The 18,113-nt window shown below is 70.8% G+C and carries 11 protein-coding genes; all 11 read right to left on the bottom strand.

Annotation, left to right across the window (positions count from 1 at the left end; genetic code table 11):
- Position 1: 1 nt before the first annotated feature.
- The 11 genes from ADL29_RS23745 to rph all read right to left on the bottom strand — a co-directional run bounded on the left by ADL29_RS23745 (position 2) and on the right by rph (position 17,839).
- Positions 2 to 1,969, bottom strand: coding sequence for a heparinase II/III family protein (locus tag ADL29_RS23745; RefSeq protein ID WP_053925666.1), 1,968 nt, complete (start codon positions 1,967 to 1,969; stop codon positions 2 to 4).
- On the bottom strand, positions 1,966 to 4,155 hold the full coding sequence (locus ADL29_RS23740) for a bi-domain-containing oxidoreductase (protein ID WP_053925630.1): 2,190 nt from the start codon (positions 4,153 to 4,155) through the stop codon (positions 1,966 to 1,968). The genes ADL29_RS23745 and ADL29_RS23740 overlap by 4 nt, the downstream gene beginning before the upstream one ends.
- Before the next feature lie 17 nt (positions 4,156 to 4,172).
- Positions 4,173 to 6,119, bottom strand: a complete 1,947-nt coding sequence (gene asnB, locus ADL29_RS23735) for an asparagine synthase (glutamine-hydrolyzing) (protein WP_053925629.1) — start codon at positions 6,117 to 6,119, stop codon at positions 4,173 to 4,175.
- Between the two features lie 3 nt (positions 6,120 to 6,122).
- Positions 6,123 to 7,700: a Wzz/FepE/Etk N-terminal domain-containing protein gene (locus ADL29_RS23730; protein WP_053925628.1), complete on the bottom strand. Its 1,578-nt coding sequence runs from the start codon at positions 7,698 to 7,700 to the stop codon at positions 6,123 to 6,125.
- Entirely contained in the window at positions 7,697 to 9,064 is a 1,368-nt protein-coding gene (locus tag ADL29_RS23725) for a Wzz/FepE/Etk N-terminal domain-containing protein (protein ID WP_053925627.1), read from the bottom strand. The genes ADL29_RS23730 and ADL29_RS23725 overlap by 4 nt, the downstream gene beginning before the upstream one ends.
- On the bottom strand, positions 9,061 to 10,341 hold the full coding sequence (locus ADL29_RS23720) for a glycosyltransferase family 4 protein (protein WP_053925626.1): 1,281 nt from the start codon (positions 10,339 to 10,341) through the stop codon (positions 9,061 to 9,063). The genes ADL29_RS23725 and ADL29_RS23720 overlap by 4 nt, the downstream gene beginning before the upstream one ends.
- A complete protein-coding gene (locus tag ADL29_RS23715) occupies positions 10,331 to 11,656 on the bottom strand; it encodes a nucleotide sugar dehydrogenase (protein WP_053925625.1) in 1,326 nt (441 codons plus the stop codon). The genes ADL29_RS23720 and ADL29_RS23715 overlap by 11 nt, the downstream gene beginning before the upstream one ends.
- Before the next feature lie 73 nt (positions 11,657 to 11,729).
- A complete protein-coding gene (locus ADL29_RS23710; RefSeq protein WP_053925665.1) occupies positions 11,730 to 13,208 on the bottom strand; it encodes a sugar transferase in 1,479 nt (492 codons plus the stop codon).
- An 852-nt stretch (positions 13,209 to 14,060) separates the two neighbouring features.
- Positions 14,061 to 14,273, bottom strand: coding sequence for a hypothetical protein (locus tag ADL29_RS23705; protein ID WP_157878555.1), 213 nt, complete (start codon positions 14,271 to 14,273; stop codon positions 14,061 to 14,063).
- Positions 14,274 to 15,039: 766 nt separating this feature from the next.
- Positions 15,040 to 15,213, bottom strand: coding sequence for a hypothetical protein (locus ADL29_RS41430; RefSeq protein WP_342671178.1), 174 nt, complete (start codon positions 15,211 to 15,213; stop codon positions 15,040 to 15,042).
- 25 nt (positions 15,214 to 15,238) lie between these two features.
- A complete protein-coding gene (gene rph / locus ADL29_RS23700; RefSeq protein WP_053925623.1) occupies positions 15,239 to 17,839 on the bottom strand; it encodes a rifamycin-inactivating phosphotransferase in 2,601 nt (866 codons plus the stop codon).
- Between the last annotated feature and the right edge of the window lie 274 nt (positions 17,840 to 18,113).

Below are 18,113 nucleotides of genomic sequence, written 5' to 3'. Positions count from 1 at the left end.
CCTAGCCGCGGAACCTGAGTACGGTGGTGAAGCCCTCCACGCCGTCGGCGAAGCCGGTGCCGACCAGCGTGGTGGTGGGCTCCTTGCACCCGAAGCCCGCGGAGTACCAGCCCAGCGGCGGGCGGGTCTCGCCGCGATGCGCCCGCCAGCACAGCTGTCCGGGCAGGTCGAGCAGCGCGGAGCGGTCCTCGCCGTCCCGGGTCCAGGTGAGCACTGCCCGGTCCCCCGCCAGGTCCGCGGCGATCGCCGGGCCGAGGTGGAACGCCAGGCGCACGGCCCGGCGCGGGCCGCGCACCTCGTCGACCACCCTCAGTTCCTGGCTCGCGGCGGTCAGCTCCACCCGGCGGCGGTGCACGGAGCGCTGGTAACCGTCGTGCTCGGCGCACCAGCGGGCCACACCCTCGTCCGTTGTGTCCGCGACCAGGACGCGGCTGCGGGCCTGCCGGGTCCACAGGAACGGGCCCCCGGAGACGGACTGGTCACCGTCGTCCAGCTGCAGGGTGTTGTGGCCGAGGGTCGACCGGAAGTACTGCCGCCACTCGGGCTGCCCGTGGTAGCAGTACGTCCCCGGGTCGGCGAGCACATCGACCCCGTCGTGCCGGACCTCCACGGACAGCGCGTCCGCGTGGGCGTGCGCGGCGATGGCCAGGAATCCGTGCGGGCCACCGTCACAGCGGCACCAGATCTCCGCCGGACCGCGCAGGATGGTCATGCCCGCGTCGGCGAAGTGGGCCGGTCGGGTTGCCGGGCGGGGCACGGCCGGTGCGGTTCCCTGCTTCGCGTACGGCCGGATGAGCGCGGCCAGCAGCGGGGTGCGCACGTCGGTGCCGGTCACCTCCGGCCACCAGGCGAGCCGGCCGAACACGGCGTCCCCGGTGGCCAGCAGTGAGGCCCAGCGGTCGGTGCCCGCGCCGTCCACGACCAGACCGTGCCCGTCGTCCGCGTCCCCCTGGCGCGGCGGCCGCAGCCGGCCGTCCACGATGGCCGCGAGCGCATCGGTCATCCGCAGCAGCACCAGCCGGATCGACGCGGGGACCGGCACACCGGCGGCATCCGCCTCGGCCACCGCGGCCAGGCCGAGCTCCAGCACCAGTCCGTGATACTCGGTGGCCAGCTCGCGGTTGAGGCCGGAGCCGAAGGTGTTGCCGCGCAGATGCCGCTCCAGCGACCGCAGGGCGTCGGCCCGCCAACGCCCCGAGGAGGGGAACCAGCCGAACGCGCAGGCCGCGGCGAACTGCCCTGCGGCCTCGGCGATCACGTGGTTGTTCGCCGACGACCCGCGGCTGGGGAAGGCGGCCAGCCAGCGCTGATGGTGCCAGATCTGGTTCAACGCCACCGGGTTGCCCTCGAAGAGCCCGGCCGCGCCCGGCCAGCCATCGAGCAGCCGGCGGATCCACACCCAGGACAGCAGCCGGATGCCCAGCTCGATGCCGCTGATCCAGTGCACGCCGCGCAGCGATGGGTTGGCCGTCCACCACGACCTCAGGTGCTCGGCCACGCGCTCGGCGTACCGCTCGTCCCCGGTGATCGCGTAGGCGGCGGCGAGCTGGGTGAGGTACTGGTGCCGGGACAGCTCCCAGATCTGCTTGATGTCGCCGACCGCGTCCTCGTTGCGGTACGGCACGTCGAAGGCGTAGCCCGACGCAGCCCGGCGCCCGGTCTTCGGGTCGTACCACCAGTCCGGGTCGGCCAGGTCGTGGCGGTCCACCCCGAAATACTCGGCGTGCCCGGCCATCAGCCGGTCCGCCTCGGCGATGAGACGCTTCGCGGCGTCCGGTGGCACCGCGGCGACCGTCCCGGCGGGCAGCACGGCGGTGAACCGGGCGCCGGTCACGCCCGGGCAGTCCGGCCGCGCCGACCGCCACAGGCGTCTGCGCACCGTGTCGCCCACCCGGCCGCCGATTTCCCGCGGCCCCATCCGGGACAGCCGCCGCAGGTACCAGCCCGGACTCCCCGAGTTCACAGTCATCGTGCCCACTCCAACGTCACCGGCGCGCCGCCGGCCAGGCCCGTCTGCACGGCGAGGGTGGCCGAGGTGGTGGCGACCAGCGACTCCAGCGGCACCGGCATCGGCCCGCCGGTCCGCACGGCCTTGATGAACGCGGCCAGTTCGGCCTGCTGGCCCTTGTCCCGGGCCTTGGGCAGCCGCGAACTGACCCACTTCTTGGGGCCGGCTGTGCTCTTTTCGAAATACAGCGAGGCACGGACGAAGTCGTCGAGCCGCAGCACCTTGCCGTCCGCGACGAGGTCCAGCGTCTCCTTGGGGAAGCCGGGCGCGCCGGTGGTGACGTAGCTGATGGTGGCGGTGGACCCGTCCGGGTAGCGCAGGACGACCTGGAGGTCCTCGTTGCCGGACGGGGCGACCGCGTACACCGAGACCGGGTCGGCGTCGAGCAGCCAGCTCGCCGTGTCGATGAAGTGTCCGCCCTCGCCGGTGAACCGCGAGCCCTCGGTGCCCTGTTGGAGGTACCAGCTGCCGTGCTGCAGCCGGCCCGCGTTGACCAGGTAGCGCAGGCTCGCCGGACCGGTCCGGGCGCCGAACCGCTTCCTGGCTTCCTGCAGCAGCGGCGCGAAGCGGCGGTTGAAGCCCACCTGCAGCCGGTCGTTGCCGGACTCCTCCACCGCAGCGAGCACGCCGGCCAGCTCGTCCTCGGTGAGGGCCAGGGGCTTCTCCACGAACACGGTCTTGCCGGCGAGGAGCGCCCTGCAGGTCAGTTCGGCGTGCGAGCTGTGCCGGGTGACGACGAACACCGCGTCGATGGACTTGTCGCCGAGCACGGCGTCGAGGTCGGTGGTCGCCTCGGTGAAGCCGAACTTGCGCTGCGCGTTGGCCGCGGACAGCGCCGTCGTGGTGACGACGGACGACAACTCGACGCCGTCGCGCTGTGCCAGGTGCGGCAGCAGCATCGAGGTCGCGTAGTTTCCCGCGCCGACGAACGCGAGGCGCACCGGCGTCTTGGCGGCACGGACCGGACTCCGCTTCACGTTCACCGGGGGAACCGCCACGGCCGGAGCCTCGGCCTCTACCGCGTGTTCGGGGTACCGGAACAGCACGGCCACGGCCTTCAGGTCGCCGTCCTTCAGGCGCTGGTACGTCTCGACGGCGTCGTCGAAGTCGGCGATGTGGGAGACCAGGGGCTCCACGTCGACGCGGCCGCGGGCGAGGAGGTCGAGGAAGCACGCCAGGTTGCGGCGCTCGGTCCAGCGCACGTAGCCGATCGGGTAGTCCCGCCCCTCGAGCTCGTACTCCGGGTCGTAGCGCCCGGGGCCGTAACTGCGGGAGAACCGGACGTCGAGCTCCTTCTCGTAGTACGCGTTCCACGGCAGGTCCAGGCGGCACTTGCCGATGTCGACGACCCGGCCGCGGTCCCGGCTCAACCGGGCGGCCAGCTCGACGGGCTGGTTGGTGCCGCCGCCGGCGGCCAGGTACACCTGGTCCACGCCGTGGCCGCCGGTGAGCTCGGCGACGGCGGTCTCCACGGCCGCGGACGCGGGATCGCCGCAGGCCGCGGCGCCCAGGCGCTCGGCGAGCTCGCAGCGCACCGGGTCGGGGTCGGCCCCGACGACGCGGACCCCCGAGGCGGCGAGAAGCTGCACCACCAGCTGCCCGATCAGGCCGAGGCCGATGACGAGAGCCACCTCGCCGAGCTGTGGCTCGCCTTGGCGGACGCCCTGCAGCGCGATCGACCCGACGGTGCCGAAGGCGGCGTGGCGCGGCGCGAGGCCGTCGGGGACCGGGGTGTAGAGGTTCTTCGGCACCCAGTTCAGCTCGGCGTGCAGCGCGTGCTCATTGCCGGCGCAGGCCACGAGGTCGCCGGCCTTCACCTCGTCGATCCCGGCGCCGACCTGCTCGACCACCCCGCACAGCGAGTAGCCCAGCGGCGTGTAGGAGTCCAGCTTGCCCATCACCTTGCGGTAGGTGGCGGGCACCCCGTTGGTGGCCACGCTCTGGATGACCTTGGCCACCTGGTCCGGCCGGGAGCGGGCCTTGCCCAGCATCGACATGCCGGCCTCGGACACCTTCATGAGCTCGGTCCCGGTGGAGATCAGCGAGTAGGCACTGCGGACCAGCACACCGCCCGGCTTGCACCCAGGCACCGGCACGTCGAGCACCGCCAGCTCGCCGCTCTTGTAGTTCTGCACAACCTGTTTCACCCGAAGTCCCCTTGTTTCTAAGCCGTCTTCCAGGCCGTCAAGTGAGCGTTCTGGCGGGACCCGGAGGTCGCGCCGCGATACCAGTACTCGAGGGTCAGCACATGCCACAGATGCTTGGAGAAGTCCCGCTGCCCGGCGGCGTCCTCGGCGACCATGCGGGCCAGCGCATCGCGGCGCAGGAGCCCGGAGTTGACGAGCACGCCGTCGTGCACCACCTCGCGCACCAGCGGCGCCAGATCCCGGCTCATCCAGGCACGCAGCGGGGCGCTGAACAGGCCCTTGGGCCGGTACACGATCTCGCGGGGCAGGATCGAGGTGGCCGCCTCCTTGAGGACGGCCTTGCCCTGTCGTCCGGCGATCTTGCGGTTGCCTGGCACGGCGAACGCCGCCTTGACCACCTCGACGTCCACGTACGGCACCCGCACCTCGGTCGACGCGGCCATGCTGGAGCGGTCCGTGTACGTGAGGTTCAGGCCCGGCAGGAACATCCGGGCGTCGCCCAGGCACATGCGGTTGACGAAGTCGTCGAGGTCGTTGTCCTGGTAGATGTCCGCATGCTCGGTCAGCACGTCCTCGACCGTTCCCGCCAGGTCCGGATCGACCAGGGCGAGCAGCTCGTTCCGGTCGTACATGGTGTAGCTGCGCCGGAACGCGGTCTCCTCCGGCAGATCGGCGAAGGAGAGGAACCGCTTCGCGAAGCGCACCGATCTGTACCCCCGGCGGGACGTGGCGACCGGAAGCCGGTCCACGACCCCGGACAGGCCGCGCCGCAGGGGCCGCGGGATGCGCTGGTAGCGCAGCGCCAGCAGGTTGGCCAGGTGCTTGCGGTAGCCGGCGAACAGCTCGTCGGCACCCATCCCCGAGAGCATCACCTTGACCCCGGCCTCCCGGGCGGCCGAGCAGATCAGGAAGGTGTTGATCGCGGCGGGGTCGCCGATCGGCTCGTCCAGGTGGTACGTCATCTCCGGCAGCAGGTCGAGTACGTTCGGGGCGATCTCGATCTCGTGCAGGTCGACGCCGAACCGCTCGGCCACCCGCCGGGCGTAGCGCAGGTCGTCCGGCATCGCCTCGAACTTGGCGTCCTCGGCGCGGAACCCGATCGTGTAGGCGGAGATCCCGGGTTGGTGGCGGGCCGCCAGCGCGGTCAGGTAGCTGGAGTCGAGCCCGCCGGAGAGGAAGGTCGCCACGGGTACGTCGGAGAGCAGGTGCTGCCGGGTGGACTCCTCGACGATGGCGGCCAGATCGGGCTGTTCGCCGCTCCGGGCCCGCTCCCGGCCCTCGGCGGCGACGTCCTTCAGGTGCCAGTACCGGCCGCGCTCCACCCGGCCGTCGGGCCGGATCCGCAGCCAGCTCCCCGGCGGCAGCTTCTCCGCTTCGCGGAACGCGCACCGCGAGTCCGGCACCCAGTAGTACAGCAGTGAGGCCACCAGCGCCGCTTGGTCCACTTCCAGCGGTCCGCCGGTCGCGGCGGCGAGCGCCTTGAGCTCGGAGGCGAACACCAGGCCCTCGCCGCGCCGCATCAGGAACAGCGGCTTGATGCCCAACTGGTCGCGGACGAGCACCAGTTCACCGGTGCGCTCGTCGAAGATCCCGAACGCGAACATGCCGCGCAGCCGGGGCAGGCAGTCGGTGCCCCAGCGCCGCCACGCCTCGAGAAGCACCTCGGTGTCGGAGGTACCGCGAAAGCGCACCCCGGCGGCTGCCAGCTCGGCACGCAGCTCGGGAGCGTTGTACAGCTCGCCGTTGTACGTCAGGGCGAGGCCGTCCGAGACCATCGGCTGGGCGCCGGTCCCGGACAGGTCGATGATGGCCAGCCGGCGGTGCCCGAGGTGCACTTCGCCGTCACCTGCGGGGTGGCTGTACCGGCCCGCCCCGTCCGGACCTCGGTGGGCGAGGGTATCGGTGAGCCGGTCGGTCACGACCTTTCCGTCCGGCCATCGGTACGTGCCTGCGATGCCACACATGTCCTACCGCGCCTCCTGGTCGTTGTCCGGGACCCTTCCCCCGGCTCTCAACTCCGTTCGAGCAGGGGAGGCCCCACTCGCCCACATCGGCAGCCGCTCCGTCCGCCGCCGGCCCGTCCCGTTCTGTCGGGCCAGCCGCTCGTTCTGGCCGCGCAGCGCGATGTGCAGCCCGTCCCACAGGGTGCCGTCGGTCCGGTCACGCGGATCGGGGTCGATCAGCACCACACCGATCACCGGAATGCGCTGGTCCGCGAGCTGCCGCGCCACGGTGTGCAGCCATGCGGCGCTGCCGTGCCCGGCACGCACGACGAGCACGGTCTGAGTGCCGAGGTACTGGAGGTCGGTCCATGCCGTGCCGGGCGCGACCGAGCCGACGCCGAGCCGGCGCTCCTGATGCGACAGGGCCGCGGCACGCTCGCCGCTGACCACGGTTGGGTCTCCTGGCTTCTGGCGGCGGTTGGCGAGCTGCGGGCCGGGCAGACCGTCGACGATGACCACTGGCTCCTCCGCCGCCAGTGCCCCGGCGAGGTCCAGGGCGATCACGCTCGTGCTGCGCGCACAGCCCAGTTCCAGCAGCGACACCGGTTCCGCGGCGCCGCGCACGGTGCGGGCCAGGGTCGCGGTGAGCCGTTCGCGTGCCGCCCGGGTCCGTCGGCGCTGCCACGGCCTGGCCGGCCGGCGGGGCACGCGGCGCAGCTCCGCGATGACCGAGGCGCCCAGGTTCGCCGCGATCTCCCGGCGCAGCACGGGGCGGTCCGCCACCACCGCGCCGACCGCGGCCAACGCGAGCCCGAGGACCAGCCCGAGGACGAGCCCGATCGCGGCGTTGGTGACAGCGGCTTTCGGCAGGGAGTGCTGCACCGCGCGCGGGGCGTCCACGATCTGCGTGCCGACGATGAGCTGGGGGGTGCCGATGCGCGCCTCCGCGGCGCGCTGGCCGAAATCGGCTATCTTCGATTTGAGCTCGGCCCGGCGGGCGAAGAGCGACTCCATGCTCGCCGACGCTTTCGGGTCGCTCTCCGGCGTTCGGTCTCCGATCGCCGTGTTGACCTGGGCGAGTTCGTCCCGCAGTCGGTCGCGCTGGTCGAGCAGGGTCGTGGCCTCGGCGTTCGCGGCCTCCCGTATCCGCTTCACATGGTCGGCGACGAACGCATCGGCCAGCGCCTTGGCTCGGCTCACCGCTTCCGCGTCGCTGTCACCTGTCACATCGATCTGCAGCAGGTTGTTGGTCAGGCCGGTACCCCGGTAGTCCCGCATGAAGTCTTCCGGGCTTTCCGACGACTTGAGGATCTGCAGGGCCTTGCCGGCGACCCGCGTGGTCCCCAGCAGCTCGGCGTCGGTGCGGATCAGCGTTCCGGGGTCGTTGGGCTGGTCCTCCTTGTGCGCGACCAGCACCTTGGTCACCGCGCTCGGCGGCGCCGGCAGCAGGACCGCCACCGCCGCGCCGACCAGCAGCCCCAGGAGCGCCAGGGAGCACCAGAGGCGGCGACGCCTGCGCACCGCCACCACCAGCGCCTGCAGGTCCAGCAGCGGAGCGGCGGCCGACGACTGCTGTGTCTGCTGCGTAGCGCTCGTCGTCACACTGAACCTCCCGTCGCGTGGCCGGGAACCGCGAGCGCCAGAGTGGCGTCTTCCGGAGGACGGCCGGCAGACCGCGTCGGACGGGCCCGGACCGTGCCGGCGACGACGATGCCGACGACCTCGTGCTTGCCGTCCGCACACGCCTCGGCGATGCCGGCGAGCTCCCCTGCGGTCCAGCTGCCCGCGCTGAGCACGACCAGGGCACCGGACTCGGTGTCGCGGTCCGGCACCATCGGCTGGGACACCGAAACCCCCACCACTCGCAGCAGCGGATCGCTCTTGGCCTCGGCGACGAGCTGCCCGGCGGCCCGGCGGGCGATCTCGTCGCCGTCCGGTACGACAACCAGCAGCCGCCGCGGGGCCGGCAGCTGGTCCCGGAGGCGAGCGCACACCCGCCGGTAGCGGATACTCCTGCTGGCCTCGTCGCCGGACGTCTGCGGGGTCGGTATGTCCCACCGGGTGTCGACGCCCAGCAGCCGGCGGATCCAGGCCCGCGGGCCATGGCCTTTTTGCCGGTGCCCGGGCCGTTCACCGGGCACGTCGACGGTACCCAGCAGCGCCGAGCCCAGCGCCGCGGCGATCGCCGGTTCGGTGCGCAGTCGGCGATTCACCCGTGCGGCGGCGAGATGGCCGATGACCGCGAGCAGGAGGAACAGCAGCGCCCCGGCGGCGGTGAGCTGCATCCTCGTCGGGGGTGCCTCGCCGGTCGGCCGGGCCGCCGGCCCCATGACGACCATGTTGGCCTTGTTGGTCGCCAGGTCGGCCTCGTCCAGCTTCTTCATGGCCTCCTGCAGCGCGGTACGCAGCTGCTCGAGCTCGGTGCGGGCCTGCACGCTCTCCACGGTCTGCCCCGGATCGGCCGCATTGGCGAGGTCGGTGATGCGGCGGTTGGTCTGCGCCACCTTCTGCCGCAGGGCCTCGGGCCCCGTAGCCGCTTCGGGGTCGGTGCTGTCGCCTGCGATCCGCGCGGCGAAGGCGACGAATTGCCGGGCGACCTGGTCGGAGAGCCGCTGCGCGCGCTCCGGGGTGTCGGCCGTACCCGAGATCTTGATGATGTTTCCGTCGGCGGCCTGTGCGCTCACTCGATCCCGCAGCTCGCTGCCGCTGACGCCGGTCCAGCCGAGCGTGGCAGCCGCGCGGTCGACCACCGCCGAACTGGCCGCGATTTCCGCCTGAGTCAGCAGCTCGCGCTCCTCCCACTGCCCCGCCAGCAGTACCGATGCCGAGGTCGTGTAACTCGGCGGGAACAGCAGGGAGGCGCCGTAGCCGACGAGCGCGCCCACCACGGCGACGACGGCGAGAAGCCGCCAGCGCCGACAGAGAATCCGCCCGATCGTGACCAGGCGTACCGTGTCATCGCTCAACGGCGCGGCCTCTTCCCTGCCCGGAGCGGGTCGCCCGCCGACGCCGGAGTGCGGTCACGGCAGGCAGCGGCGTAGGCGGCGAGCAGCGACGCTTGCGAGTTCCGCCAGGAAAGCTGCCCGTCGATCCGCTCCTGGCCGATCTTGCCCATCCGCGCCCGCTTCTCCGGATCGTCCAGCAACAGCGCGATGAGTCCGGCGAATTCGGCCTCGTCGTTGGCGGGCGCGTAGACGGCGGCGTCACCGGCGGAGACGCGCGCCTCCTTCAGGTCGAACGAGACGATCGGCCGGCCCATCGCCATGTACTCCAGGACCTTGTTCATGGTCGACACGTCGTTGAGTGGATTGCGCGGGTCGGGGGAAAGGCATACGTCCGCGGTGGACAGGTAGCGCACCAGGTCGGCGTCCGGAATGCGCCCGGTGAACTGCACCTGTTCGGAGAGCCCGAGCTGCCGGGACAGCTCCACCATCGCGTCGAAGGCGTCGCCGGCGCCGACGAACACCGCATGCCAGTCGGTCCGCCGGAGCTCGTCGCGCAGCTTCGCAAGGGCCCGCAAGGCATAGTCGACGCCGTCCTGCGGGCCCATGACACCGAGGTAGCACAGCAGATGAGGCTTGCCGCGCTTCAACTCGGGCTCGGGCGGCACCGGTTGGAACCGGTCGACCTGGGGCGCGCTGCGGACCACGAAAACGTCCTCAGGGCGTCGACCGCCACGACGCACCGCAACGTCCTTGTAGCTCTCGTTCGTGGCGAGCACGACGTCCGCGGCCCGGTAGGTCCGACGTTCCAGCGCGCACACGGCGCGGTAGAGCAGATCCTCGCCGCGGTCGAACCGGGAGAGGTACAGCTCGGGTACCAGGTCGTGCTGGTCGAAGACGAATCGCGCGCCGCGCCGCTTCAGCCACTGTGCCGGCAGGAACAGCAGGTCGGGTGGGTTGCAGGCGTGGACCACGTCGACCGGGCCGACCTTGCGGGCCAGCCGGGCCGTATGCCACAACGCCGATCCGTACTCCCGCAGATAGCCGGCCGGCCCTCCGGTGGCCGCGCGCAACGGGTAGCGGTGGATCTGCACCCCGTCGATCACCGCCTCCGGCTCCGTGTCCCGCTTGTTTCCCCGGGGACAGATGACGTGCACCTTCCAGCCCGCGTCGCGCAGCGTCGTGCACTCCTGCCACACCCGCCGGTCGAACGGCACCGACAGGTTTTCCACCAGGATCAGCGCGCGCCGGTCCGGCCGGTCGCCGCTGGCCGTGTCACCAAACGATGTGTCACCAAGCAAGGCCCATGTACCCCGGTTCGGTCCGGCGCGCGTCGGCGTCGGGAAGGTGGATGAGGTCGACAATCACCGGGCCGTCGCCATGGGGCAGCGCCGACAGCACGGCCGGATCCCTGGTCCCGACCAGGCACACCTCGGCGTGCTCGAGCACCTCGCCGACGGAGTCCGCAAGCAGCTGCGCGAGGTGCGGCAGCCGGGTCTCGATGTACTCGCGGTTCGCGCCCATCAGCCGGGAGAGGCTCACATTGGCGTCGTGGATCCGCAGGTCGTAACCCTTGCCGAAGAGCCGCTCCGCCAGCTCGACGAGCGGGCTCTCGCGGAGGTCGTCGGTGCCGGGTTTGAAGGACAGCCCGAACAGGCCCACCCGGCGCTTGCCGGTGCGCTCGACCAGGCCCACCGCGCGCTGCAGATGGTCGGCGTTGGAGGGCAGCACGTGGGCGAGGATGGGCACCGAGATGTCGGCCCGCCGCGCCGCGTGGACCAGGCTGCGCAGGTCCTTGGGCAGGCAGGAGCCACCGAAGGCGAAGCCGGGCCGCAGGTAGGCGGGGCTGATGTTCAGCTTGCGGTCGGCCAGGAACACGTCCATCACCTGGTGCGAGTCCACTCCGAGTGCCTGGCACACCGCGCCCAGCTCGTTCGCGAAGCCGATCTTGAGGCCGTGGAACGCGTTGTCCGCGTACTTGATTGCCTCGGCCGTCGGGACCGGCACCCGGAACACCTCGCCGGGCAAGCCGTCGTACAGCGCCCTCACCACATCGCCGCTTGCCGGGTCGAGCTCGCCGATGACGGTCTTGGGCGGGTCGAAGAAGTCCCGCACGCTCGTGCCCTCGCGCAGGAACTCCGGGTTGACCGCGACCCCGATGTCCACCCCGGCCGTGCCGCCGACGTTCTTCTCCAGGATCGGTACCAGCAGGTTCAGGCAGGTGCCCGGGAGCATGGTGCTGCGGAACACGACGGTGTGCCGGCCCCCCTGCTCGGCCCCCTCGGCCAGCGCGGCGCCGATCTGCTCGGTGACCCGTTCCAAGTAGGTAGTGCACAGGCTGCCGTTGGGCTCCGACGGCGTGCCCACGCAGACCAGCGACACCTCGCTGCCCGTGATCGCCTCGTGGACGTCGCGGGTGGCGCGCAACGCTCCGGTCCGCACGACCTCGGCGATGAGCTCGCCGATCCGCTCCTCGACCACCGGCGCCTTGCCGTCGTTGACCAGGTCGACCTTCACCTGGTTCACGTCCACCCCGATGACCTCGTGCCCCATGCTGGCCAGGCACGCGGCCGATACGCAGCCCACGTAGCCGAGCCCGAAAACGCTGACTCTCATGACCCGTTCCTCACCCCAGGCAGGCCCTTGTGGCCTGCGGTCCGTACGCCGACCGGACGACGCCCCCCGCGCATCAGTACGCCCCCTGCCCCTGGAGCACCGCACGCAGCGTCTTCCACAAAATCACCGTGTCCAGGGCGAGCGACCAGTCCTCCACGTACCGCAGGTCCAACCGGACCGCCTCCTCCCATGGCAGGTCGCTGCGCCCGCTGATCTGCCACAGACCGGTGAGGCCGGGCTTGACGAGCAGCCGCCGCCGGATGTCCGGGCCGTACGCGGCGCACTCCTCCGGTAGGGGAGGCCGCGGTCCGACGAGCGACATCGAGCCGGTGAGCACGTTGAAAAGCTGCGGGAGCTCGTCGATCGAGTACCGGCGCAGCACCCCTCCCACCCGGGTCACCCGCGGATCCCGGCGGAGCTTGAACAGCAGGCCGGCGCCCTCGTTGCGATCGGCCAGCTCGGCACGTGCCCCGTCGGCCCCGGCGACCATGGTGCGGAACTTGAGAATGGTGAACTCGCGGCCGTCCTTGCCGACCCTGCGCTGGCGGTAGAACGCCCCGCCCCGACTGTCCAGCAGGACGAGCAGCCCGACACACACCATCAGCGGCGCGAACAGCATCAGCAGGATCGCTGCGCCCACCCGGTCGACCACCCCTTTGACCGCCCGGCGGCCCCCGGTGAAGATCGGCATGCTGACCCTCAGCAACGGGATCCCGAGCACCGCGTCGACATGCAGCCGCGGGCCGGCCACCTCCATGAGCACGGGGGCCACCACCATCTCGGCGTCGCTGCCTTCGAGGTTCCAGGCCAGCCGTTGCAACCGGTCCGGTGACCAGTGCGGGTGCGGTGTGACCGCGACGACCCGGTAGCCGTCCCGGCGCACGTGGTTGGCGACATCCGTCAGCCGGCCGACGACCGGCACTCCGTCCAGATGGTCACCGTCGAGCCCGAGACCGTCCGCCGTACACACCGCCTCCACCCGCCAGCCGAGGTGCGGGAACTTACGGGTCCGGGTGATCAGGTCGCGCACGGTGGCCAGGCTCCCGGCAGCGAGCACCGGGCGCAGGCACCGCCCTTCTTTCCGCTGTCTGTGCAGCCAGAGGCGCAGCAGATACCGCTCGGTCATGGTGACGATCGCGATCGCCGGTATCGCGACGAAGATCCAGAGCTTGATATTGCGCGAGGTGAGGGCGATCCCGCCGAGCGCCAGTACGACGGCCGCGGTGCACAGTGAGCGTCCGAGCCGGCGGAATTCCTCGGCGCCCTGGCCGAGCACGGCCGGAGCCCACGCCCGGCTCACCGCAAGCGCTCCCAGCACCAGAAGCTCGGTGCCGAAGGCGAGAATTCTCCACTTCTCGTGCCAGTTGGCCGCGTCCCGGACCCCGAAGAAGCCGCCGATCGCCGCCACCACAAAGGCGGTGGCCACGGTGTCGCTGGTGATCACGATACGGCGGTACCGCTGCTCCCAGTCGATCGCGGGCCGGCTGATCGCCCCGATCTCCAGACGCCCGCGCGCCGATGGAAAAGGGCTGACTAATTCCCCCTGCTGCACGGAACCCCCCAGGTCGCCAGCGGGTTCGACGTGTTCGCTCAACACGGTTCCTCCCCCCGGGAGGCCCCCGCCCCCCGCTGTTCCACCCCTCGGGAGGCCCCCGCCCCCCGCGCCGCGCTGTTCTTCGCCTCGGGAGGCCTCAGCCCCCCGCGCATGACATCGCGGCTATTTCAGCGCTAGTTGAACAACCCACCCTGGCGGCAGCGGACTTACCTGCATGCCAGACCTTCGAGGTACACGGAAACCCGTCGAAACCTCGGGTGCTCCCCGCACTCAAGGCCCTCTGAGGCTCCAAGAATTGATCACCCCCACACGGCGCTGGGGATGCGACTGCTGACCGTTCCGTAGTGCCGGACCTATAGATCGTTATTGGTCGTCTCATGACCGACCAGCTGAAGCACGGTCAATCTAGACCACCGCGACCAGTTTGTAGAGAGGATGTGTGCAAAATGTGCCCAACCTTTGAGGCTGGACCCACGGACCGGTGATCGCCTATTGGTGCCTCGACGACGAAGACGTGCCTTGTGACCTGTGATGATGGGGGTTCTCTGGGCCACGGCCCCGGCACCCGCGAGGCGTCCCGGCACTGGCAGCTGGGCCGGGCCCAGGCCCTTGTGCGCATCAGCCAGGACCGCCTCACAACCCGCAACACACCGCTGCCGGCCCTCAGGCATCCAGCTCTACGACGCCGAGTACCCCCGGCCCAACGGGCCGGTCCTCGTTCGGCTCTTCCTCGACCGCAGCGACGTGACCGACGAGTTCATCGACGCCGTCGTCGCCCGATGGCTCACCACGCTCGAAGGGCGGCTGCCAGAAACGCGACGAGGTCGCAGGGGTGCGACGGCCCGCGGTCTACTCGCCGAGCTGCTCTTCGCCCAGCTGCACCTGCTGCCACTGGGCGAAGGACGTGAGGCGGTCGTGACCGGTGCACAGCCAAATGGTGCAGAAGGGCTCCCAAGTAAGAGGACCACCGCTCCTGTGCTCGATACGAAAGACATCGCCGAGTTCGGCTTCTTTGGGAAGCGTTGCGGTCCGCGCGTGCTGCACCGCTGTGGTGCCAGTCATGGGAACCTTGCCAGTCATGGCCACCTCCGGAAAAGGAAGACGACGACCGGACGAACGAGTCCACGCCGGACCGGACAGCCCTCGTGCCGTGCACACATCCGGTCCGCCGCGCACTCGATGAACTCGCGGTCGTCGAGAGCCGCCTTGATCGACATCGCGGCCGGCGCGGCGTAGGAGCTTGATCAGATCACCATGGGCCGCGTGCGCGACCGGCGTCCGGCGTCCTGCCTGCGGATCACGACCTTCCTCGGCCGCCGCTGTATGACGGATACACGATCACAGGCGGCATCCGTCATACCTCCAGCCTGCGCCGGAGCGCAGCGGACCGCATCCCGAACTCGGGCGCCGGTCTGCCCCTCCTCACGGTCTCGGTGCGCCGTACGGCAGACGAGCAAGAGCATCGCAGGGCCGCCTTCGCCGGGCTGCTGCGTACCGGCGGAGGAAGGCCCGCATGGAGTCGGACCAGCCGCCCCGGATCCGATGGCGTCGCGCGTTTCCTTCTTGCCAGGCTCCGACGACGCATGCAATACCTTGACTCCGCCCCGTGTTCGGTGGTGACGGTGAGCCCACCGCCGGCAGCAACGTCTTGGGCACCTCAAGCCCCACCGTTGGGACCGCGGATGCGCCGGTGTGGATCTGCCCGGGCAGCGAGCAATCGTTGATGTGCAGGCCGGTGGGCCGGTAAGCGGCCTCGCGGTCCGCACGAGCCGGTGCAGCGCGGCGTCGGCCCTGATCCGCACGCGGGTGCGAATCAGGGCCGGGTTGTTCAGCCTGGCCAGTTCCTCCCGCAGGACCGGGTCGGCGGGAAGAGTACGGCCTGGAGCTGGTTGATCGCCTGGGTACGGGCCTTGACCGCCGAGCCCTTGGCGAGTGTGAACATCCGGACGATCTGCACCGGACCGTCGCCGGGCTTGGCCCGGGCGCGTGCCCGCCCGCTCAACACCTCCCAGTGGCGTGCCGGTCGATCAGGGCAGGATCTCGACGTACCCGTCGGTTCCGTGCACACGGATCCGCTGCCCGTCCCGGATCAGCCGGGTGGCCTGCTCCACGCCCACGACGGCCGGCAAGCCGTACTCCCGGGCGATCACTGCGCCATGGGTCATCAGGCCGCCCACCTCCGTCACCAGGCCCGCGATTCCGACGAACAGCGGCGACCAGCTGGGGTCCGTGAAGGGCGTGACCAGAATATCGCCCGCTTCGAGATCGGCTTCCGCCATGTCGAGGATGACGCGGGCTCTTCCCTCGATGGTCCCGGCGGAAACCGGCAGGCCGGTCAGGGCGCCGGCCGGTACGTCGTCGCGCCGGTACGCCCCTGTGAGTGCCTCACCGTCCGATGTGAGCACCCGGGGCGGTGTGAGCGCGTGGTACGACCGGAAGGCTTCCCTGCGTTGCCGGATGAGCTGGTCGTCCACCTGGTGCGAGCGCACGGCGTCGTGGAATTCCTGGAACGTGAGGTAGAAGACGTCCTCCTTCTCAGGAAGCACGTTGGCCCGCACGAGGCGCTCGGCCTCCTCCAGCAGGGCCCGCTTGTAGACGAAGTAGCGGCTGATGATGCCGTACTTCGGGTACTCCCGGTACCCGATGAAGGTCCGGACCCGGTCGATCATCCGCTTGGCCTCGTCGGCTTTCCGGTCCCCGTCCGGCTGGGCCCGCAGGCGTGACAGCACCTCCTGTTCCTTCTCCTGCGCCTTCTGTTGCCCCTGCTCGAAGCGCCGCTCGGCGGCACCCGGCTCGAAGTTCCTGACGTTGTCGAGGATCACGGGCACGAGCGTGGTGGGGCGCTCGCGCCAACGCGGCCTCGTGATGTCGATCTCGCCGACGCAGCGCATGCCGTACCGGTCGAGGTAGGCCTCGATGGCGTCGCGCGCTTCGGCCCCGCCCGCGAGTTTCGCCATGCCGTCCAGGAAGCCCTCGTCCCCGACGTCGACGTTCTGCAGGAACGCCACCAGCTCCGGATGCGGGCGGATCACGTCCGCGACGTCGAGCAGCGCCAGTCCCATCTCCGACGTGATGTTGTCGGGGGCGGACAGGGTGAGCGTGTCAGCCGCGTTCTTCTCGCCCAACCACTCCTGCAGCTTGTCGTTGAGCCACCACGTGGCCTCCATCCCCGCCATGATCGCCTGCATGCTCAAGGGGTCACTGAGGACCCGCTTGTGTTCCTCGAAGGCCTCCAGCAGGAAGTCGAACAGCGCCGGTCCGGTCTTCGCCCGGATGTCGCGCTCCAGGGCGGCGATGGACGCCTGGCTGCGCTCGATCAGCTTGGTGACGACGGCCGGATCGGTCTCGATCGGGGCGGGCGCACCGGCCGACCGCCTGCCGGGACCCGCGTCCGGGAGCGACGGAACGAAACCGTCGCGGTCGAGGACGGTCTCCAGTGCGTCCCTGACCAGCGGATCGCCTCTCCCCACAAGGTCCAGGAAGCCGGCGCGACCCGCGGGCGAGGCCAGGGCCCGGGTGGCGTCGACGAACAGCCTCCCGCCGGCCTCGTGCATCGGCGCCATCGCCGTCAGCTGCCACATGGAGATGCCCAGGGGCTTCATGGGGTCGGTCATCATCTGCTGATGCCCGACGGAGAGGTAGACGTGATTTTCCTGATCGCCGATGTCGGGGATGGGGAACAGCGTCGTGATCGGCCGGCTCTGCACGATCCGGAAGCCATCGTCGACCAGGCACCATTCGATGTCCTGCGGGCGGCCGAAGTACGCTTCGATCCGCCGCCCGAGCTGCACGAGCTGCACGACCTGCGCATCCGTCAGCGCCGGCTGCTCCTGCCGCTGCGCGTCGATCGCCACTTCCTGCGTGCCGCCGGCCGACAGGGCCTGAACGGCACGCTCTTTGGCGGCGATCGCCTTGCTGACGACTTCGCCGTCCCGCACCGTGAAGACGTCCGGGTTCACCAGGCCGGAGACCAGGGCCTCGCCGAGGCCGAAGCCGGCGTCCACGGTGGCGACCTTCCGGTTGCCTGTGACGGGGTCGGCCGTGAACAGGATGCCGGCCGCATGGGGGAAGACCATCTGCTGCACGACCACGGCCATATGGACCGTACGGTGGTCGATGCCGTTCCGCTGGCGGTAGGTCACGGCCCGCTCGGTGAACAGCGAGGCCCAGCACCGGCTGACGTGCTGGAGGATCGCCGTCGGCCCCACGACGTTCAGGTAGGTGTCCTGCTGGCCGGCGAAGGAGGCCGTGGGCAGGTCCTCTGCCGTCGCGCTGGATCGGACGGCATAGGCGGTGTGCTCACCGAGCCGGGCGAGCGCGCGGGTGATCGCCGCCGCGAGATCGCCCGGGATGGCGATCCCTTCGATGGCCCGGCGGATCTGCGCGCTGAGCGTGCGGATCGCCTCCCGGTCGTCCGGGTTCAGACGCGACAGCTGAGCGAGCCGATCGTCGATCGACGGTGCTTCCGCCATGATCCGCCGGAAGGCGTCCGTCGTCACGCAGAAGCCGGCCGGCACGCGGATGCCTTCGATCCGCGACAGCCCGCCCAGGTGCGCGCCCTTGCCGCCGACGACCGCGACCTGCGTCTCGTCAACCTCGTGAAGATCCCACACGTACTGCTCGATCATCGCGCTACCTCCGAGGCAGTCGTGTCCCGTCGCCCTGCACTGGCCGATCGCATCACCGGAGCCTCCAGCTCTGCCGAACCTCTTGTCAGCGCTCCGTCTGACGAGTCGGGTGGCGCGCACCCCCGCACCACCGCCCCGAGCGCTCGCGACCGCACTGCCGGTCCCCCCACTGGTTCGACGCCACCGCGTCCCCCATACGTCGACAACACACGCACGTCGTGCCCCATTTCTGCAGCTTGTGGCCTCGGCCGACGATTTTGCGTCACCACCCGGG

The organism is Streptomyces chattanoogensis (assembly GCF_001294335.1).
Lineage (GTDB): Bacteria > Actinomycetota > Actinomycetes > Streptomycetales > Streptomycetaceae > Streptomyces > Streptomyces chattanoogensis.
This window is presented reverse-complemented; position numbering and strand designations above follow the sequence as displayed.